The sequence below is a fragment of the Actinophytocola glycyrrhizae genome, from assembly GCF_042653545.1.
In the GTDB taxonomy this organism is placed as follows: domain Bacteria; phylum Actinomycetota; class Actinomycetes; order Mycobacteriales; family Pseudonocardiaceae; genus Actinophytocola; species Actinophytocola glycyrrhizae.
Window position 1 is genome coordinate 210,732 of the sequence record NZ_JBHSIS010000006.1, and the last position, 18,209, is coordinate 228,940.

Annotated in this window: 17 protein-coding genes; 6 read left to right on the forward strand and 11 right to left on the reverse strand. The window is 71.3% G+C overall.

Annotated features, from left to right (window positions below; genetic code table 11):
- Window positions 1-139: 139 nt before the first annotated feature.
- Entirely contained in the window at window positions 140-2,851 is a 2,712-nt protein-coding gene (locus ACFPCV_RS11705) for an MFS transporter (protein ID WP_378056117.1), read from the forward strand.
- A gap of 30 nt (window positions 2,852-2,881) precedes the next feature.
- Here the strand turns inward: ACFPCV_RS11705 and ACFPCV_RS11710 are convergent, their stop codons facing one another.
- The 3 genes from ACFPCV_RS11710 to ACFPCV_RS11720 form a co-directional block, all read right to left on the reverse strand.
- Complete coding sequence (locus tag ACFPCV_RS11710; RefSeq protein WP_378056118.1) at window positions 2,882-3,307, reverse strand: winged helix-turn-helix transcriptional regulator; 426 nt, start codon at window positions 3,305-3,307, stop codon at window positions 2,882-2,884.
- Window positions 3,308-3,649: 342 nt separating this feature from the next.
- Window positions 3,650-4,501 carry an aldo/keto reductase gene (locus ACFPCV_RS11715; RefSeq protein WP_378056119.1) on the reverse strand — a complete coding sequence of 284 codons (852 nt, stop codon included), beginning with the start codon at window positions 4,499-4,501 and terminating at the stop codon, window positions 3,650-3,652.
- 219 nt (window positions 4,502-4,720) lie between these two features.
- The gene (locus ACFPCV_RS11720; protein WP_378056120.1) at window positions 4,721-5,701 is read right to left on the reverse strand and encodes an LLM class flavin-dependent oxidoreductase; all 981 of its coding nucleotides are present in this window, start codon (window positions 5,699-5,701) and stop codon (window positions 4,721-4,723) included.
- A gap of 271 nt (window positions 5,702-5,972) precedes the next feature.
- Between ACFPCV_RS11720 and ACFPCV_RS11725 the strand changes: the two genes are divergently transcribed.
- Window positions 5,973-8,726, forward strand: coding sequence for an alpha-amylase family glycosyl hydrolase (locus ACFPCV_RS11725; RefSeq protein ID WP_378056121.1), 2,754 nt, complete (start codon window positions 5,973-5,975; stop codon window positions 8,724-8,726).
- A 337-nt stretch (window positions 8,727-9,063) separates the two neighbouring features.
- On the opposite strand, the gene ACFPCV_RS11730 is transcribed toward ACFPCV_RS11725, so the two are convergent.
- From ACFPCV_RS11730 to ACFPCV_RS11745, 4 genes are read right to left on the reverse strand one after another with little or no spacing between them, the layout of a single operon-like run.
- Window positions 9,064-9,855, reverse strand: a complete 792-nt coding sequence (locus tag ACFPCV_RS11730) for an alpha/beta fold hydrolase (protein ID WP_378056122.1) — start codon at window positions 9,853-9,855, stop codon at window positions 9,064-9,066.
- Window positions 9,852-10,577 (reverse strand): SRPBCC family protein, encoded by a 726-nt coding sequence (locus ACFPCV_RS11735; RefSeq protein WP_378056123.1) that lies wholly within the window; start codon window positions 10,575-10,577, stop codon window positions 9,852-9,854. The genes ACFPCV_RS11730 and ACFPCV_RS11735 overlap by 4 nt, the downstream gene beginning before the upstream one ends.
- Window positions 10,577-11,164 carry an ArsR/SmtB family transcription factor gene (locus ACFPCV_RS11740; protein ID WP_378056124.1) on the reverse strand — a complete coding sequence of 196 codons (588 nt, stop codon included), beginning with the start codon at window positions 11,162-11,164 and terminating at the stop codon, window positions 10,577-10,579. The genes ACFPCV_RS11735 and ACFPCV_RS11740 overlap by 1 nt, the downstream gene beginning before the upstream one ends.
- 56 nt (window positions 11,165-11,220) lie before the next feature.
- Window positions 11,221-11,541 carry a YciI family protein gene (locus tag ACFPCV_RS11745; RefSeq protein WP_378056125.1) on the reverse strand — a complete coding sequence of 107 codons (321 nt, stop codon included), beginning with the start codon at window positions 11,539-11,541 and terminating at the stop codon, window positions 11,221-11,223.
- Window positions 11,542-11,606: 65 nt separating this feature from the next.
- On the opposite strand from ACFPCV_RS11745, the gene ybaK reads away from it, so the two are divergent.
- From ybaK to ACFPCV_RS11765, 4 genes are read left to right on the forward strand one after another with little or no spacing between them, the layout of a single operon-like run.
- On the forward strand, window positions 11,607-12,083 hold the full coding sequence (ybaK, locus tag ACFPCV_RS11750; RefSeq protein WP_378056126.1) for a Cys-tRNA(Pro) deacylase: 477 nt from the start codon (window positions 11,607-11,609) through the stop codon (window positions 12,081-12,083).
- A gap of 37 nt (window positions 12,084-12,120) precedes the next feature.
- Window positions 12,121-13,578: an SDR family oxidoreductase gene (locus tag ACFPCV_RS11755; protein WP_378056127.1), complete on the forward strand. Its 1,458-nt coding sequence runs from the start codon at window positions 12,121-12,123 to the stop codon at window positions 13,576-13,578.
- Window positions 13,575-13,931 (forward strand): hypothetical protein, encoded by a 357-nt coding sequence (locus ACFPCV_RS11760; RefSeq protein WP_378056128.1) that lies wholly within the window; start codon window positions 13,575-13,577, stop codon window positions 13,929-13,931. The genes ACFPCV_RS11755 and ACFPCV_RS11760 overlap by 4 nt, the downstream gene beginning before the upstream one ends.
- A complete protein-coding gene (locus ACFPCV_RS11765; protein WP_378056129.1) occupies window positions 13,928-15,223 on the forward strand; it encodes a cryptochrome/photolyase family protein in 1,296 nt (431 codons plus the stop codon). Before ACFPCV_RS11760 ends, ACFPCV_RS11765 begins: the two co-directional genes overlap by 4 nt.
- A gap of 19 nt (window positions 15,224-15,242) precedes the next feature.
- Here ACFPCV_RS11765 and ACFPCV_RS11770 read toward each other — a convergent pair whose 3' ends face one another.
- The 4 genes from ACFPCV_RS11770 to ACFPCV_RS11785 all read right to left on the reverse strand — a co-directional run bounded on the left by ACFPCV_RS11770 (window position 15,243) and on the right by ACFPCV_RS11785 (window position 18,145).
- Entirely contained in the window at window positions 15,243-16,025 is a 783-nt protein-coding gene (locus tag ACFPCV_RS11770) for an alpha/beta fold hydrolase (protein WP_378056130.1), read from the reverse strand.
- Window positions 16,022-16,525, reverse strand: a complete 504-nt coding sequence (locus ACFPCV_RS11775; protein ID WP_378056131.1) for a TIGR03086 family metal-binding protein — start codon at window positions 16,523-16,525, stop codon at window positions 16,022-16,024. The genes ACFPCV_RS11770 and ACFPCV_RS11775 overlap by 4 nt, the downstream gene beginning before the upstream one ends.
- Window positions 16,526-16,589: 64 nt before the next feature.
- Window positions 16,590-17,810 carry an RNA polymerase sigma factor gene (locus tag ACFPCV_RS11780; RefSeq protein ID WP_378056132.1) on the reverse strand — a complete coding sequence of 407 codons (1,221 nt, stop codon included), beginning with the start codon at window positions 17,808-17,810 and terminating at the stop codon, window positions 16,590-16,592.
- Window positions 17,807-18,145: a YciI family protein gene (locus tag ACFPCV_RS11785; RefSeq protein ID WP_378056133.1), complete on the reverse strand. Its 339-nt coding sequence runs from the start codon at window positions 18,143-18,145 to the stop codon at window positions 17,807-17,809. The genes ACFPCV_RS11780 and ACFPCV_RS11785 overlap by 4 nt, the downstream gene beginning before the upstream one ends.
- Window positions 18,146-18,209 lie beyond the last annotated feature (64 nt).

Genomic DNA, 18,209 nt, shown 5'->3' on the forward strand with positions numbered 1-18,209 from the left:
AACGGGCGTGACCGCGTTCTCGGTCAGGCTTGGATCTAGGGTCGGAACGGCGGGTTGTTCGAGGCGGCGGACGACCCGTCGGTGGCGGAACGAGGACGGCGGAATGGGGCGTCAGGCGGGGTTTCGCGATGTTCTCGCGGTGCGTGAGTTCCGCGCACTGTGGGCCGCGGAACTGCTGTCGGTCGCGGGTGACCAGCTCGCGCGGGTCGGTCTCGCCGTGCTCGTCTACCGGCACACCAACTCGGCTGGCTGGACCGCCCTCACCTACGCGCTCACCTTCCTCCCCGCCCTGCTCGGCGGGGTTGTGCTGGCCCCGCTCGCCGACCGGTTCCCGCGCCGCGAGCTGATGATCGGCGCCGACCTGGCGCGGGCGGTCGTCGCCGGGCTCATGGCCGTGCCGGGGCTGCCGTTGCCGGTGCTGCTCACGCTGGTCTTCCTGCTCACGCTCGGTGGCGCGCCGTTCAAGGCGGCCCAGCAGGCGCTGCTCCCCACGATCCTCGAAGGCAGCCGGTACGTCACCGGCCTGTCGCTGCGGACCGTCACCAACCAGTTCGCCCAGGTCGGTGGTTTCCTCGGCGGCGGCGCGCTGCTCGTCGTGCTCGACCCGCACGTCGCGCTCGGGCTCAACGCCGTCACGTTCGTCGTCGCCGCGGCCGTGGTCGCCGCCCGGGTCCGGCACCGGCCGGTGCCGGACGCGCCGGAGTCGCAGGGCCGGGACACCGGCATCGCCCGCATGCTCTGGCAGGACCGCCGCCTCCGGGCGCTGGTCGCGCTGTCGTGGACGGTCGGGATCTTCACCGTCCCCGAGGGCCTCGCCGCGCCCTACGCCGACACGCTCGGCGCGGCCGCCATCGGCGTGGGGCTGCTGATGGCCGCCGATCCCGCTGGCAGCATCGTCGGCGCGTGGCTCGTACCGAGACTGCCGCAGGACCGGCGGCCCGCGATGACCACGTGGCTCGCCGTCGCGGCGGGCGTGCCACTCGTGTTGTGCCTCTTCCAGCCACCGCTGTTCGTGGTGGTGCTGCTCTGGGGGATCTCCGGAGCGTGCGCCACCGCCTATCTGATCCTCGCGCAGGCGGCCTTCGTCGTCAGCGTCCCCGACCACCGCCGGGGCGCCGCTGCCGGGCTCGCCGGCGCGGGGGTGTTGTCGTCACAGGGCGTCGCGGTGCTCGCCGCCGGCGTCCTCGCCGACGCGACCGACCCCGTCCTCGCGGTCGCAACCGGAGGTGTTGCCGGCGTGGCGTTGACCGGACTCAGTGGCGCGTCGTGGCTTCGCGCCCGCTCCCGCCAGGGGCAGTCACCCGAGCAGGCGGGTGGGCGCGAACCCGACGACGCCGAGAAGCACGGGGAGCTCACCAGTCCTTGTTCATCATCGAAGGCACCTCCTCCTGCGGATGGGGATGACGAAGCTGACGTCAAGGCCGCTGACCGGGCCATGGCACAGAGCACGGAGATCACCAGTCCTTGTTCGTCATCGTGCGCACCTCCTCCCGAGGGGACTGCCGCCGAGCACGGCAACGGGGCCGCTGATCAGGTGGTTTTCGCCCGATCGGCCCAACCAGCATCCCTTTCGACCGGTGACCGGTCCAGGGCGCCGTGGCGGTGGGCGCTGTGGGACGAGCCCACGAGGGTGCTGGCGCTCATCCTGCTGGTGGAGGCGGCGGCGATCGGGGTCACCGCTTTCCTCGCCGGACATTCCGTCGTCGACCGGAACGCGGTGGTCACCCTCGGCATCATCGTCTTCCTCGGCGTGACGATGGGTGAGCTGTCCCGGCATGTCGAACGGGTGCGGCGGCGCTTCAACGACACCCCGCACGTGAACCTGACCTCGGTGTGGACGTTCTCCGCCGCGCTGGTCCTGCCGCCCGTGCTCACCCCGGCCGTCGTGTGCCTGCTGTACCTCCACCTGTTCTGGCGCAGCTGGTACCGGGTGCGTGGCGTGCGCCCGTACCGGCTGGTGTTCACGGCGTCGACGGTCGTGCTGGCCGCGCACACCGCGTGGACCATCCGGCACCTGTTCGCGCCCGAGAGCCTCGGCGGATGGGACCAGCCGCTGGTGGTCGTGGCGATCGCGCTGGCCGTGGTGGCCTACTCGTGCGTGAACTCGGGCCTGGTCGCCTGCGCGATCACACTGCACGAGAAGCGCCTTGACCTGCGCCGCGCCCTGGGCACCGGCAAGGAGAACGCGCTCGAGTACGGCACCCTCGGCCTCGGCGCCATCACCGGCCTGCTGATCACCTTCAACCCGCTGTGGGCGGTGATGATCGTGCCCGCGCTGCTGGTGCTGCACCGCAGCGTGCTGATGCGGCAGCTGGAGGAGGCCGCGTCGACCGACCAGAAGACCGGCCTCGCCAACGCGACGTCGTGGACGAACCTGGCGACGGCCGAGATCCAGCGCGCCGCCCGCGACGAGTCACAGGTCGGTGTGCTGATGATCGACCTCGACCACTTCAAGGCGGTGAACGACGCCCACGGCCACCTGGTCGGCGACCAGGTGCTGCAGGCGGTCGCCGACGTGCTGGCGGCGTCCGCCCGCAGGTACGACGTGGTGGGCCGCTGGGGCGGCGAGGAGTTCGTGGTGCTGTGCCCGGAGGTCACGCAGGAGACGCTGCGCGGGATCGCGGAGCGGATGCGCGAGCGGATCCGTGAGCTGCGGGTTCCGGTCGGTGGCACGGCCGGTGGCACGGTGATCGACGAGCTGTCGGTGTCCATCGGCATCGCCCTGTACCCGGAGTTCGGGCCGGAGCTGCAGGACGTCCTGCTCGCCGCGGACGACGCGTTGTTCGTCGCGAAGGACTCCGGGCGCAACCAGGTGCAGAGCATCGTGGCCGTGATCGGCGACCTGACCTAGTGTCCCGTGCCGGGAATCCGGCACGGGACACTAGCCGCGCCGGGTGGGCGGGCCCGCGGCTTCCTGTGCCGCCAGGTACGCGGCGCGGGCCTGCGACAGGTCGCCGCGGTGGTCCTCGGCCCACTTGGCGAGCGGCAGCAGCGACCGCAGCAGGGACCGGCCCATCGGCGTCAGCTGGTACCAGGTGGAGCCGAACCGGCTCGGTCTGCTGATCTTGACCACGAGCCCGTCCCGTTGCATGCGGTGCAACGTGTCGGTGAGCACCTTCTGTCGCAGTGGCCGCTCGTGCGTGACCCATCCGTGTCGCTCTTCGGAGTGGTTGATGTGTTCGAGCAACTTTGAGTAGGTCATCGGGCGGGCGGTCAACGACGCGAGGACGGCGGTGACCCACTGCCCGGACAGCACGCCCATCGCCTCATGGATGCCGTGCCGGTACGGCAGGCTCTCCTGATGCATCGCTGGACCCCCTCCAGAACATGGTCCCGATCCCAGTGTGCCCGACGGGGACTCTCCGTGTTCCCCTGACGGCGCTACGCCAAACGAGTGACGTGGGTTCACCGTATCCGCTGGTCACGTCGGCGCACCCACGAGTCGGGGTGTTACGCACCTTGCAGTGCGCCGAGGCGAACCGTGTACGAAATGGGGGACCGCGCCAACTTCGGTTGCGGTCGGGGAGCCGGGACGACGGTGACGCCGGACAATCCGAGCCGTGGGTGACCATCCTCGCCCACGTTTGTCGGCGTCACCGTTGTCCTGCTCCGGCCGCCTGAGCCGCCCCTCAGGCGGCCACCAGCACCGTCAGGCCGCCTTGGCGATCGCCTCGAACTCGTCGTCCGACAGCTCGATCCCGGCGGCCGCGACGTTCTCCTCCAGGTGCGCCACGCTCGACGTCCCCGGAATCGGCAACATCACCGGCGACCGGCGCAACAACCACGCCAGCGCCAGCTGCGAGGGCGACGCCGAGTGCCGCCCGGCCATCGACGCGAGCGGCCCGCGTTCCTTCGCCAGCTCCCCGGTGGCCAGCGGGAACCACGGGATGAACCCGATGTCCGCCGCCTCGCAGAACTCCAGCACGTCCTCAGCCCGCCGGTCGGCGACGTTGTACAGGTTCTGCACCGACACGATCGGCGCCGTCCGGGTCGCCTCCTCGATGTCGGCGACGGACACCTCCGACAACCCGATGTGCCGGATCTTGCCCTCCGACCGCAGTTCGGCCAGCGCACCGACCTGGTCCGCGACCGGCACCGTCGGATCGATCCGGTGCAGCTGCAGCAGGTCGATGCGCTCCACCCCGAGATGCCGCAACGACAGCTCCACCTGCTGCCGCAGGTACTCCGGCCGCCCGAGCGCCGTCCACTGGTGCGGCCCCTGCCGCGTGAACCCCGCCTTGGTCGCGACGCACACCCCGTCGTACGGGTGCAACGCCTCCCGGATCAACGACTCGGCGACGAACGGCCCGTAGGAGTCCGCCGTGTCGATGAAGTCGACCCCCAGCTCCACCGCGCGCCGCAACACCCGCACCGCGGCGGCCGGATCGTCCGGCTCCCCCCACACGCCATACCCGGTGAGCTGCATGGACCCATACCCGAGCCGCACGACCGGAAGATCACCACCGAGCCGGAAAGTGCCAGAAGCCGCCGCGTTCGTCATGGCAGCAACCCTAGGTCGCCACCCCGACCACCGCCCGCCCGCGAACCCGAGTTGTCCACAGCCGCCCCGGTTGTCCACAGGCAAGATCGACATCCCTCACCCGGTCGGTGGACACCGGTAAACTGGCATGGCGGGACGCCCCCGGGTTCGGGTGGGGGTTGCGTTCCGGCCGGGTTCGCGGTTTTCGCAGGTCAGCGCGGTCTTCGCGGAAGTGGGCGACTAGCGGGTCAGCGTCGGGGCCACCTTCTCCGCCACCAGTTCGAACGAGTGGGTGCGGGCCGCGAGGTCGTAGACCATCGTCGTCAGCATCAGTTCGTTCGCGCCCGTGCGGGTGAGCAGGTTCTGCAGCTGTCGTTGCACGGTCTCCGGGGAACCGACCGCCTGGTCGCGCCAGCGGTCCTCGACGAAGGCCCGTTCCACCTCGTTGTACGGGTACTCGGCCGCCTCCTCCGGCGGGACCAGTGCCTCCGGTCTGCCGGTGCGCAGCTTCAGGAACGCCAGGGCCGACGGGCCCGCCAGCCAGCGAGCCTTCTCGTCCGTGTCGGCGCAGACCACGTTCACCGCGACCTTCGCGTACGGCTCGGACAGCCAGCGCGACGGGCGGAAGTGTTCCCGGTACAGCTCGAGCGCAGGCACGGTGTTGGCAGAGCTGAAGTGGTGCGCGAACGAGAACGGCAACCCCAGCATCCCCGCCAGCTGCGCCGAGAACCCGCTGGACCCGAGCAGCCAGATCGCGGGCTCGTTGCCCCGGCCCGGCACCGCCTGGATGAGGTCGTTGTCGCCCTGGAAGTAACCGATCAGGTCGGACAGCTCCTGCGGGAAGCCCTCCGCGGACAGCCCGGCCATGGTCCTGCGCAGTGCGAGCGCGGTCCGCTGGTCGGTGCCCGGCGCACGGCCGATGCCCAGGTCGACGCGGCCGGGGTGCAGTGCCTCCAGCGTCCCGAACTGCTCGGCGACCACCAGTGGCGCGTGGTTGGGCAGCATCACCCCGCCGGAACCGACGCGGATGGTCGACGTCACGGCGGCGAGGTGTGCGATCAGCACCGCGGGCGACGAGCTGGCGATCGAGGGCATGTTGTGGTGCTCGGCGACCCAGATCCGCCGGTAGCCGAGCGCTTCGACCCGTTTGGCCAGCTCAGCGGTGTTGTGCAGCGCTTCGGTCGCGGTGGCGTCGCGGGCTGCGGGGGCGAGTTCTAGCACGGAGAGCGGTACCGGAGTCACGTCCCAGCACAACCCGCGCCGGCGCCCGTTTCTTCCCGGCGGCCGGGTGTCAAGCCCCGCACCGGACGAGAGTCCCACTCGCACGGCCAGGGGGTCCCCCGGTTTCAACGCTACCCCTGGGGACCGACAGTTTCGGGAGGGTGCGGGCCGGTTGTCCACAGGGCGCTGGAATTGGTCTGGTTGGCGCTCGCTGGGAGGCCCTGCACACGGTTATCGTTCCCCGCCGGGACGAACCCAATGGAGGGCCACCATGTCTGTCCGTCGCGCCGCGGTGGCGCTTCTGGTTCCGTTGCTCATGGCCGGGTTGACGACCCCGGCCGCCGCGGACCGTGACGCCCGCGACGGCGGGCCGCAGGCACGTCACTCGCTGCGCGGGCCGGTCACCGACGAGAACTTCTACTTCGTCATGGCCGACCGGTTCGCCAACGGCGACACCGGCAACGACCGCGGCGGGCTGCCAGAAGACCCGCTCGTGTCCGGTTTCGACCCCACCAGGAAGGGCTTCTACAACGGCGGTGACCTCGCCGGGCTGCGGAGCGAACTCGACTACATCCAGGGTCTGGGCACCACGTCGATCTGGCTCACCCCCAGCTTCAAGAACAAGGCCGTGCAGCTGGAGGACGGCCCGTCCGCCGGCTACCACGGCTACTGGATCACCGACTTCACCCAGATCGACCCGCACCTGGGCACCAACGCCGACCTCGCCGCGCTCGTCGACGACGCGCACGACCGCGGCATGAAGGTCTACTTCGACATCATCACCAACCACACCGCCGACGTCATCGGCTACGAGGAAGGCGCGCGCAAGGCATACACGTCCAAGGACGTCGCGCCGTACACGACCGCCGACGGCGCCGTGTTCGACGACCGCGACCACGCGGGCGGGGACGACTTCCCCGCGCTCGACCCGGCGACGTCCTTCCCGTACACCCCGGTGCTCGACCCGGCCGAACAGAACCTCAAGGTCCCGGCCTGGCTGAACGACGTCACGCTCTACCACAACCGGGGCGACACCACGTTCGTCGGTGAGGACTCCCAGTACGGCGACTTCTTCGGCCTCGACGACCTGTTCACCGAGAACCCGCGCGTGGTCGACGGCATGGTCGAGATCTACCAGAAGTGGATCGAGGACTTCGGGATCGACGGGTTCCGCATCGACACGATGAAGCACGTCGACGACGCGTTCTGGCAGGAGTTCGGGCCAAGGGTGCTCAAGTTCGCCCACGAGCACGGCAAGCGCGAGTTCTTCATGTTCGGCGAGGTCTTCGACACCACGAAGAGCTACACCTCGCACTTCACGACGACCGGCACGATGCAGTCCGTGCTGGACTTCCCGTTCCAGGACGCGGCACGCGAGTTCGCGGCGAGCAGCGCGCCGACCGACGACCTCGCCACGTTCTTCGCCGACGACGACTGGTACACCGACGCCGACTCCAACGTCTACGACCTGCCCACGTTCCTCGGCAACCACGACATGGGCCGCTTCGGCGGGTTCGTCGTCGCCGACAACCCGGGCGCCGGTGACGCCGAGTGGGTGGCGCGCGACCGGCTCGGCCATGAGCTCATGTACTTCTCGCGCGGCAACCCGGTGATCTACTACGGCGACGAGCAGGGCTTCACCGGGCCGGGCGGTGACCAGGACGCGCGGCAGACGCTGTTCGCCTCGCAGGTGCCCGAGTACCTCGACGACGACCTGCTCGGCACGGACGCGACCCACGCGGTCGACAACTTCACCACCTCGCACCCGCTCTACCGCACGATCGCCGGTCTCGCGTCGGTCACCGAGCGGCACCCGGCGCTGCGCGACGGTGTGCACCAGAGCAGGCTGTCGTCGGCGTCCGCGGGCGTCTACGCGTTCTCCCGGATCGACCGGCGCCAGCAGCGCGAGTACGTGGTGGCGCTGAACAACAGCGAGTCGCCGGTGACGGCGGCGGTCCCGACGTACACGACGAAGTCGAACTACCGCAAGGTGTACGGCACCGGTCCGGCCCGCGCCAAGACCGGCCGGGACGGCAAGCTGACCGTCACCGTGCCCGCACTGTCCACTGTGGTCTACGCGCTGGACGGCCGGATCCCGCGCTCGCACCGCGCGCCCGCGATCTCGCTCGCGGCACCGGCACCGGCCGCGCAGGGCCGGGTGGAGATCGCCGCCGACGTGCGCGGATCGTCGCTGTACGAGGTGTCGTTCGAGGCGCGGGTGGCCGGTGGCCGCTGGCAGCCGATCGGCACCGACGACAACGCCCCGTACCGCGTCTTCCACGACACGACGGCGTACGCCCCCGGCACACCCGTCGAGTACCGCGCCGTGGTGCTGGACAACGGCAGGCACACGCGGGCCAGCGGCACGGTCCGCGGTCGCGTGCCCGAGCCGAAGTTGACCATCGAGGCACCCGCCGACGGTGGCGGCGTGCGCGGCACGGTCGAGGTGCGGGCGTCGGCGGACCCGGAGAAGGCGACGCACGTGGTGTCGTTCGAGCGCAGCGTCGACGGCGGTGAGTGGACCGCGATCGGCAGCGACAGCACGTCGCCCGCGTACACGGTGTTCGACGACCTCGGTGCGCTGGACCTGGCGCCGGGCACGCCGGTGGCGTACCGGGCGACGCTGGGCAAGGCGCGGTCGGAGGTGCGGACCGTGCGGTACGCGGGCCCGCCGCTGGAGACGGCGACGCTGCGGTACCTGCGGCCGGCCGGTGACTACGACACCGACGCAGGGCAGTGGGGCCTGCACATGTGGGGCGACGCGGTCGACCCGGCGGTGCTGGCGCAGATCGCGTGGGACCGGCCGTGGCCGGTGACGAGGGTCGAGAACGGGTGGGCGGTGTACGAGATCCCGCTCGCCGACGACACCGAACCGGTGAACTTCATCATGCACCTGCCCAACGGCGACACCGTCCCGAACACCCGGGAACCCGGCGGCGACCGCTCCTTCCGCCCGATCGACACCCCGGAGGTGTGGCTCAAACAGGGCGACCCAACCGTCCACACAACCAAACCCCCAGCCTAACCCGCGAGTCCCCCGCCCAGGACTCGCGAGTCCCCCGTCCAGGACTCGCGAGTCCCCGTTTCGGAACCGGCGAGTCCCCCGTTCAGAACCGGTGAGTTGGCGGTTCGCGTTCCGGCCCCTGTCACCAACCGCCAACTCGGCGGTCGCGAACGGGGAACTCGCGGGTCCCGAACGCGGGACTCGCGAGTTCTGAACGGGGAACTCGCGGGTCCCGAACGCGGGACTCGCGAGTTCTGAACGGGGGACTCGCGAGTCGCGAACGGGGAACTCGCGGGTCCTGAACGGGGGACTCGCGGGTTCCGAAACGGGGACTCGCGGGTTTTGGTGGGGGTGTTGCTTAGTTGTGGAAGAAGGTTTTCAGTGTTGGGGCCAGGGCTTTTGCCTTTACCAGGTGGGTCTGTCCTGGCACGGTTTCGTGCCGGGCGTTCGGCAGCACCGCCGCGAGTGCCGCCGCGCTGTTGCGCATGTACTCCGGGCTCTTGCCGCCGTCGGCCACCAGCGCGGGCATCGTCGCGCTCGTCCAGCGGTCGGCGGGCAGCGGACGGCCCTGCCGCAGGCCCTCCAGCAGCACCAGGTCGTTCGGCAGCGTGTGCGCGACGCCCTTCAGCTTCTTCCACACCGGCAGCAGCCGCATCATCAGAATGCCGAAACCGGGCACGTCCACCGATTTCATGAACGCGGTCACCGCGTCGCCGCGACGGTTTTCCGCCACCAGCGCACGCATTTCCGGCAGCGCCGACTCCGGGGCCGGCGCGTGGGTGCCGTCGACGATCAGCGGCGGCTCGTACATCGCGAGTTTCGTGACGCCGACACCGGCGTTCGCGGCCTCCAGGGCCAGCATCGCACCCGAGGACGCGCCGAACACGTACGCGGTGCCGCCCGCCTCCTTCACGACCGACTCGAGGTCCTCGATCTCGCGTTGCGTCGTGAACTCCGCGTCCGGGGACTCGCCGCGGCCGCGCCGGTCGTAGGTGTACACCGTGAAGTCCGCGGCCAGCTCGGCGGCGAGCGGCCGGGACGGGCCGGAGTCGCGGTAGCACATGGCGCCGTCCACGATCACCAGCGGCGGGCCGTCGCCGGAAACCTCGTACGCGATTGTCGTGCCGTCCGCTGAAGTCGTCGTGCTCATGTCAGGTCCTTCGTGTTCAGCCAGTCCACCCAGGCCTGCTCGGTGGCGTCCGGGGAAATGTCGGTGAAAATGTGGTGGCAGGCCATCACGGGCCCGCGGAAACCACGCAGGAAACGGTAGATCGCGTCGTCGGCGCGAATTCCGATGACGTCCTCGTTCTCGAAGTAGACGACGCCGTCGACCGGCGGCAGTCCGCCGGGCGTGAACCGCACCCGGTCACCGTCGCGGCCGATCGCGGCGACGAGCTTCGCGCGGGTGCGCGGCCAGTCGGTGACCATCGGCCCGAACGCGGTGACCGGGGTCGCGAAGCGGCCCGCGAAGTGGTCGAGGTACGTGGCGAGCGTGGCCAGGAACAGCGCGTTTCCCTTGGCCATCGCCTCGAACTCGTCCGCCCAGTCGTCGCCGGGCACGAAGCCGCTGTTGGCGACGCGCAGGACCGTGCTGCCGCGGTCACGGCCCTCGATGAGGAACTCGAACGCCACGAACCGGCCGTCCGGCGCGGGCCTCGAACCGTAGGCGAGCCACTTGCCCGGCTCCCACGCGGTGACCTCGTGCTGGGGCGTGTAGCCGGCGAACGCCTGCCGCACGGCCCGGCCCGCGTCGACCTCGTTGCGGCCCATGAACCAGGAGTCGATGCCGGGGCCGGTCGCGATCGCCGCCCACACCTCGTCGGGGGTGGCGTCGACCCGCAGCTCCTCTTCCGAGGCGAACTCGCGCCCCATCACGCGGCCCCGTCCGCGCTCGGGTGGACGGCGACGACGAGGCGGTGCCTGCGCCCGCCCTCGGCCGACTCGTCGTGGTACTTGCCGATGAGGCCGGTGACCGCGGTCGCCAGCTCCTCGGCGAACGCGGCCCGGTCCTGTGCGCTGGCGAACCGGATCTCACCGTCGACGGCGAACGTCGCGATCCGCTTCTTCGCCTTGTCGGCCCCGGTGATCAGCGAGCCGACGTCCCTGACCAGCCGCGCCGCGAGCGCGAGCAGCCAGCGGGCCGACAGCCGGTCGGCGGACCGGCCCGGGTCGGGTGCGACGGCCGCGAGCGCGGCGGGCGAGATCACGTAGGAGGCAGCGGTGGCCCGCAGCACGCGCTCGGTCACGTTGCCCTTGCGGCGCTCCTCGACCAGTTCGACGAGCCCGTGCTTCTCCAGCGCGCGCAGGTGGTAGTTGACCTTCTGGCGGGGCAGGCCGACCCGCCCGGCGAGCGTGGTCGCCGACCCGGGTTCGGCCAGCGCCGCGAGCAGGCGTACCCGGATGGGGTCCAGGGAGACCTCGGCGGCGGCCGGGTCCTCGATGACGGCGACTTCGAACATGCGTGAACCATCGCACCGACAATAATATTTGTCAAGACGATAGTTGTTGTCGGCGCTCAGAAGACCTGGCGCACCTCGATGGCCCCGAACCGCGCCCACGGGTGCGTCGCCGCGATCCGCCGCGCCTCCCCCGCCGACTCCGCCTCGATCAACGCGAGCCCGCCCATCTGCTCCTTCGTCTCGGCGAACGGGCCGTCGGTCATCAGCACCTCACCGCCGCGGACCCGCAGCGTGCTCGCGGTCTCGGGCGGGTGCAGCCCCATGGTCGTGACCAGCGCGTTCCGCGCCGTCAGCGCGGCCGACCACTCGGTACAGCCGGGCAGCACGTCCGGGACGGGCGTCGTCTCGTCGGCACAGAGCAGGAGCAGGAACCTCATGCCCGCGATTCTGCACCGGTGACGCCCCGGACGCGAGGAAGACAGCCGCGGCTAGATTCCCCGGCATGGCGGGCAAAGGAACTCCGGCTATCGCGCTGCTGGCGAAGAAGAAGGTGGCGCACCAGGTGCACGAGTACGACCACGACCCGAGGTCGGCGTCCTTCGGGCTGGAGGCGGCCGAGCTGCTCGGGCTGCCCGCCGAGCGGGTGTTCAAGACGCTCGTGGCCGAGGTCGACGGGCACCTCACGATCGGGGTCGTGCCGGTGTCCGGGCAGCTGGACCTCAAGGCGCTCGCCGCGGCCGCGGGCGGCAAGAAGGCGAAGATGGCCGACGTCGCGGCCGCCGAGCGGGCCACCGGGTACGTGGCGGGCGGCATCGCGCCACTCGGGCACCGCAAACGTTTGCCCGTCGTGGTCGACAGCTCGGCGGAGCGGTTCGGCACCATCTTCTGCAGCGGCGGCAGACGAGGGCTGGAGATCGAGGTCGCGCCGGGCGACCTGGTCGCGCTCGCCCAGGCCACGGTCGCCGCCATCAGCGCCTGATCTGCGAGAACGCGCCCGGTCGGCAAGGATCGGCTCCATGCGGTGCGTGGTGTTCGGAGCGACGGGGTACATCGGCGGGCGGCTCGTGCCCGCACTGCTCGACGCGGGCCACACGGTGCGCGCGATCGCCCGGGACCCCGGCAAGCTCGCCGAGACGCCGTGGCGGGACCAGGCCGAGGTGGTGCGTGCCGACCTGTCCGACGCCCGTTCCGTCCAGGACACGCTGGCGGGCCAGGACGTCGTCTACTACCTCGTCCACTCGCTGCAGCGGAAGGACTTCGTCGACCGGGACCGCGACCTGGCGGCCACGCTCGCGCACGCGGCGCACGACGCGGGCCTGAAACGGATCGTCTACCTCGGCGGCATCGCACCCGACGGCGAGGAGCTCTCGCCGCACCTGGCGTCGCGCCGCGAGGTCGGGCAGGTCCTGCTCGGCTCCGGTGTGCCGACGGTCGTGCTCAACGCCGCGGTGATCATCGGCTCTGGCTCGGCGAGCTTCGAGATGCTGCGCTACCTCACCGAACGGCTGCCCGCGATGATCACGCCGAAGTGGGTGCACAACCGCATCCAGCCGATCGCGGTGCGGGACGTCCTGCACTACCTCGTGCACGCGGCCGCGCTGCCGCCCGACGTGGACCGCGCGTTCGACATCGGCGGCCCGGACGTGCTGACCTACCTCGACATGATGCGCAAGTACGCGGTGGTCGCGAAGCTGCCCAGACGCGTGGTGGTGCCCGTGCCGGTGCTGACGCCGTGGCTGTCCGCGCAGTGGATCAACCTGGTCACGCCGGTGCCGCGCGGCATCGCGGTCCCGCTGATCGAGTCGCTGGTGCACGAGGTCGTCGCCGGTGACCGCGACATCGCCGCGCACATCCCCGACCCGGACGCGGGCCTCGTCCACGTCGAGCAGGCCATCGAGCTGGCGCTCACCCGCATCCGCCGGTCCGACGTGCCGACGCGCTGGTCCGACGCCGGTGCGCCCTCCGACCCGCTGCCGACCGACCCCACCTGGTCCGGCGGCAGCGTGTACACCGACGTGCGCGAGCTGGCCACCAGCGCGGACCCGGACACGTTGTGGCAGGTCATCGAGGCCATCGGCGGCGAGCACGGCTGGTACTCGTTCCCGCTCGCGTGGTCGGTGCGGGGCTGGATCGACCGCCTGGCCGGTGGCGTCGGCCTGCGCAGGGGCCGCCGCGACCCGCGCCGCCTGCACACCGGTGAGGCGCTCGACTGGTGGCGGGTCGAACGGCTCGACCGACCCAACCTCCTGCGCCTCCGCGCCGAAATGCGGGTACCGGGCCGGGCGTGGCTCGAACTGTGCGCCGAACGTGGCGAGAACGGAGGGTCGGTGTACCGCCAACGGGCGATCTTCGAACCCCACGGGCTCGCCGGGCACGTGTACTGGAAGTCGATCGCGCCCTTCCACGACATCATCTTCGGTGGCATGGCACGCAACATCACCGGCGCCGCCGAACACGAGGAGACGACACCATGAGATTTCTGCTGCCCCGGCTGCTCGGCCTCGCGACCGCCGCCTACGGTGCCGCGATCACGGTGCGGCCCGCGCTGCTGCTGAAGCCCTCCGGGATGTCCCAGGACGACCCCGACCTGCACACGTTCACCCGCACGCTCGGCATCCGCGACCTCGCGTCCGGGGTGGCGATGGCGGTCGCGCCATCGCGAAGGGCGATGCGGGTCGCGATCGGCGTGCGGGTCGCGTCCGACGCCGGTGACCTGGTGGTGCTCGGCAAGGCCATGGCGGGGAAACCGGAACAGAAGAAGATCATCGCGATCGCGGGCGGCTGGGGCCTGCTGTGCGCGCTGTCGGCGCTGGCGACCCGTAAATGACGACGACGGTCGCCGTCTTCACGCGTGACCTGCGGGTGCACGACAACCCGATGCTCGCCGCGGCGGTCCTCGGCGCGGACGCGGTGGTGCCGCTGTTCGTCCGCGACTCCCGGATCAGCGGCACCGACTTCGCGGCGGGCCGCAGGAAGTTCCTGAACGAGTCCCTCACCGACCTGGACGCGTCACTGCGCGACCTCGGCGGCAGGCTGGTCGTGCGCGACGGCGACCCGGTGCGGGAGGTCTGCCGGGTCGCGCGGGAGGTCTGCGCCGACCGGGTCCACATCGCCGGTGACGTGTCGGCGTTCGCCATGGCGCGGGAGGAGGCGCTGCGGTCGGCGCTGACGTGCGAGTTCGTGGTGCACGACGACGTGCACACGGTCGTGCCGCCGGGCGCGGTCACCCCGTCCGGGTCGGACCACTTCTCGGTGTTCAGCCCCTACCACCGCCGGTGGGCGGCCACGTCATGGCGTGCCGAGGCACCGAAGCCACGGCGCGTCACGCTGCCGGCGATCCGGGCGGCTGCCGTGCTTTCGGCCAAGCGCAACGATTTCCCCGGCGGGGAGACGGCGGCACGCCACCGGGTGACGGAGTGGGTGCGCTCGTCGGCGGAGTCCTATGCGGACAACCACGACGCGCTGCCGAAGGACGGCACGTCACGGCTGTCCCCGTACCTGCACCTCGGCTGCGTCTCGGCACTGGAGGTGGCGCGGCGCGCGGAGAAGTCGGCGGAGTTCGTCCGCCAGCTCGCGTGGCGCGACTTCCACCACCAGGTCCTCGCGGCCCGCCCAGCCGCCGCGCACACCGACTACCGCCCACGCGGCGACCGCTGGCTCGACGACGAGGACGCGCTGTCGGCGTGGCAGGCCGGCGAGACGGGAATCCCGATCGTGGACGCGGGCATGCGCCAACTGCTCGCCGAGGGCTGGATGCACAACCGCGCCAGGCTGATCGTCGGCTCGTTCCTGACGAAGACGCTGTACCTCGACTGGCGGGCGGGCGCCGCGCACTTCTTCCGGCACCTGCTCGACGGCGACGTGGCCAACAACTGCATGAACTGGCAGTGGGTGGCGGGCACCGGCACCGACACCCGCCCCAACCGCGTCCTCAACCCGCTGCGACAGGCCGAGCGCTTCGACCCGGACGGCGAGTACGTGCGCAGGCACGTCCCGGAACTGTCCGGTGTGGACGGAAGACACGTGCACCGCCCGTGGGAGAAACCGGTGACCGGCTACCCGTCGCCCATTGTGGACCTGGCCGAAGGAAGAGCCCGCTTCCTGGCCGCGCGCGGCTGACCGCCCCGGAAGCGCCGGGTCACCGGGAGATACCGAGGATCTCCTTGGCCACCACGGGCCAGTTGCGACCCGGGAACTCGTGGCCGGTGTTCTCCAGTACCACCAGCCGCGCGCCCGGGATCTCCCGGGCCAGCGCTTCTCCGTGGGGCAGCGGAAAAAGCGGATCGGAGTCGCCGTGCAGCACCAGGACGGGGACGCCGATCCCGGGCAGCCGGTGCCGCCACGGTCCGGAGTCGTCGGTGGTCGCGTAGTGGTTCTTCTGACTGGACTCCAGGTTCGTCGTGCGCGCGACCGCGATCTCGGCGATCTCGCGGATCTCCCGCTCGTCGAAGGGTTCCGCCGACATGACCCGCTGCCCCGCCACCAGGTGCGACACGACCGCGGCCTGGTCGGCCCAGTCCGGGTCCGGCGGGAACTCCAACGGAACCATGCCCGGCAGGTCCGGGTCACCGGCGCCCGCCGTGGTGGACATCGCGGTCAGGGACAGCACCCGGTCCGGGTGGTCCAGCACCAGCTCCTGCGCGATGCCGCCGCCCATCGAGATGCCGACCACGTGCGCGGCCGCCACCCCCAGGCCGTCCAGCACGGCGAGCGCGTCGGTCACCAGGTCGGTCCCGGTGTAGCCGGGCGCCCCCGGCGGGTAGCTCGGCGCGTCGCCGGTGTCGCGGTGGTCGTAGCGGATGACGTACCGGCCGGTCAGCATGCGGCAGAACGCCGGTGGCCACCAGTCCATCGACGCGCCCGCACCGCCGATCAGCAGCACCGCCGGGTCGTCGGCGGAACCGAACGTCGACACGCTCATGCCTTCCTCCCCAGGTGTGCCAGCAGCACGGTCATCGGGTCGTCGGACGACGGGACCACCGGCGGCGCGAACATGCCCTCCTCTGGCGGCGGACCGGCCGTGAACTCCCGTACCGCGTCGACCACCTCCGGTGCAGGCCGGTACGCCACCCCGGCACCACGCGCCACGTCCCACCCGTGCACCAGCGACTCGGACAGGCTGATCCGCGCGATCACCGAACCCGGCGTCGGCCCGGGCGGGAACGGGTGCGACGCCGCCAGTACCGCCGGGTCCTCGAACACCGCGAGGCACCGGTCGGCCGCCTCCCGGTACGCGCCGGGCAGGTCCTCGCCCCGGTACTCCCCCTGGCCGCCGTCGACCGCCGCCGCGAACGTGCACATGGCGTCCACCAGGTGGTTCGCCACGTCCCGCACCGTCCAGCCCGCGCACGGGCTGGGTGCGGACCAGTCGGTCACTTCCGCGAGCACGGCCGCCGTCGCGTCGTACGCCTTCGTCAACACCGCGTGTCCTCCTTCGATCCGGTTTCGGTCCACCGACGAACGGGAACCGCCGGGATCGACACCCCTACCCGGAGACTTCGGCGAGCCTGCCCGCCAGGTAGCGTTTCTCCACGTCAGAGGTGGCGAGCGCCAGCGCGGCGCGGTACTCCGACGCCGCCTCGGCCCTGCGGCCGAGGCGCCGCAGCAGGTCCGCGCGGGTCGCGGGCAGCAGGTGGTAGCCGTCGAGACCGGTCAGCGAGTCCACCAGCGCGAGCCCGGCCGAGGGGCCTTCGGCCATCGCGACGGCCACCGCGTGGTTCAGCGCGACCACCGGCGAAGGCACGTACTTCCCCAGCTCCGCGTACAGCGACGCGATCTGCGCCCAGTCGGTGTCCGCCGCGGTCTTCGCCGTCGAATGGCACGCCGCGATCGCCGCCTGCACCTGGTACGAGCCCGGCTTTCCCATGCGCAGCGCGGTTTCCAGCAGCACCGTGCCCGCCTCGATGGCCGCCGCGTTCCACAGCCCGCGGTCCTGGTCCTCCAGTGTCACCAGCTCGCCCGACGGTGACACCCGGGCGGGGGTGCGGGCGTCGTGCAGCAGCATCAACGCGAGCAGCCCCATGGCCTCCGGTTCGTCGGGCAGCTGCGACACGAGGACCCTGCCGAGCCGGATCGCCTCGGCCGACAGGTTGCGCCGCACCAGGTTCTCGCCCGCCGACGCGGCGTAGCCCTCGTTGAACAGCAGGTACACCACGCCGAGCACGGCGGTCAGCCGCGCGGGCAGCAGTTCGGCGGGCGGCACCCGGTACGGGATGCCCGCGTTGCGGATCTTGCGTTTCGCACGGACCAGCCGCTGCGCCATCGTCGCCTCTGGCACCATGAACGCCCGCGCGATCTCCCCCGTCGTCAGGCCGGCGAGGGTGCGCAGCGTCAGCGCGACCCTGGCCTCGAACGCCAGCGCCGGGTGGCAGCACGTGAAGATCAGCCGTAGCCGGTCGTCGTGGATCTCCGGCGGCGGCTCGTCACAGGGAAGAGGCAGCACGGCCAGCTCACGCAGCTTCTCGGCGCCGACCTTCTCGCGCCGCAACCGGTCCAGCGCGCGGTTGCGGGCGGTCGTGGTGAGCCAGGCGCCCGGCTTGCGCGGGATCCCGTCACGCGGCCACCGGTCGAGGGCCCGCGCGAACGCGTCCTGGGCGCACTCCTCTGCGAGGTCGAAGTCGCCCGTCACCCCGATCAGCGTGGCGACGACCTGCCCCCACTCGTCGCGGAAGGCGACCGAGACCGCGGCCGCGACGTCGTCGCTCACTCCCAGATCGGCCGCACCTCGATCATGCCCTGCCGCGCCACCGGGTGGGCCGCGGCGATCTCGAGGGCCTCGTCCAGGTTCGCGCACTCGATCACGCCGAACCCGCCCATCTGTTCCTTGGTCTCGGCGAACGGCCCGTCCGACAGCAGCACCTCACCGTCGCGCACCCGCACGGTCGTGGCGTCCGACGGCGGCCGCAACAGCTCGCCGGACAGCAGCACCCCGCGCCGCGTCATCTCCTCCACCCACGCGACCGACTCGTTCTCGTCGCACACGTCCTGTGACGACCGGCCGGAGCCGTCGTCCTCGCCACCGATGAGCAAGAGGTACCGCATACCGCAATGGTCTCATGTAACGAAGCCCGCATCCGTTGCGTTCAGATCTGTCCGGCGAGGTCGG

What these genes read in the sequence shown, in the direction of transcription:
- ACFPCV_RS11710 (WP_378056118.1), bottom strand. Translation starts at nt 3,307, where the DNA reads ATGCATCAGGAGAGCCTGCCGTACCGGCACGGCATCCATGAGGCGATG.
- ACFPCV_RS11715 (WP_378056119.1), bottom strand. Translation starts at nt 4,501, where the DNA reads ATGACGAACGCGGCGGCTTCTGGCACTTTCCGGCTCGGTGGTGATCTT.
- ACFPCV_RS11725 (WP_378056121.1), top strand. Translation starts at nt 5,973, where the DNA reads ATGTCTGTCCGTCGCGCCGCGGTGGCGCTTCTGGTTCCGTTGCTCATG.
- ACFPCV_RS11730 (WP_378056122.1), bottom strand. Translation starts at nt 9,855, where the DNA reads ATGAGCACGACGACTTCAGCGGACGGCACGACAATCGCGTACGAGGTT.
- ACFPCV_RS11735 (WP_378056123.1), bottom strand. Translation starts at nt 10,577, where the DNA reads ATGGGGCGCGAGTTCGCCTCGGAAGAGGAGCTGCGGGTCGACGCCACC.
- ACFPCV_RS11740 (WP_378056124.1), bottom strand. Translation starts at nt 11,164, where the DNA reads ATGTTCGAAGTCGCCGTCATCGAGGACCCGGCCGCCGCCGAGGTCTCC.
- ACFPCV_RS11745 (WP_378056125.1), bottom strand. Translation starts at nt 11,541, where the DNA reads ATGAGGTTCCTGCTCCTGCTCTGTGCCGACGAGACGACGCCCGTCCCG.
- ybaK (WP_378056126.1), top strand. Translation starts at nt 11,607, where the DNA reads ATGGCGGGCAAAGGAACTCCGGCTATCGCGCTGCTGGCGAAGAAGAAG.
- ACFPCV_RS11755 (WP_378056127.1), top strand. Translation starts at nt 12,121, where the DNA reads ATGCGGTGCGTGGTGTTCGGAGCGACGGGGTACATCGGCGGGCGGCTC.
- ACFPCV_RS11760 (WP_378056128.1), top strand. Translation starts at nt 13,575, where the DNA reads ATGAGATTTCTGCTGCCCCGGCTGCTCGGCCTCGCGACCGCCGCCTAC.
- ACFPCV_RS11765 (WP_378056129.1), top strand. Translation starts at nt 13,928, where the DNA reads ATGACGACGACGGTCGCCGTCTTCACGCGTGACCTGCGGGTGCACGAC.
- ACFPCV_RS11770 (WP_378056130.1), bottom strand. Translation starts at nt 16,025, where the DNA reads ATGAGCGTGTCGACGTTCGGTTCCGCCGACGACCCGGCGGTGCTGCTG.
- ACFPCV_RS11785 (WP_378056133.1), bottom strand. Translation starts at nt 18,145, where the DNA reads ATGCGGTACCTCTTGCTCATCGGTGGCGAGGACGACGGCTCCGGCCGG.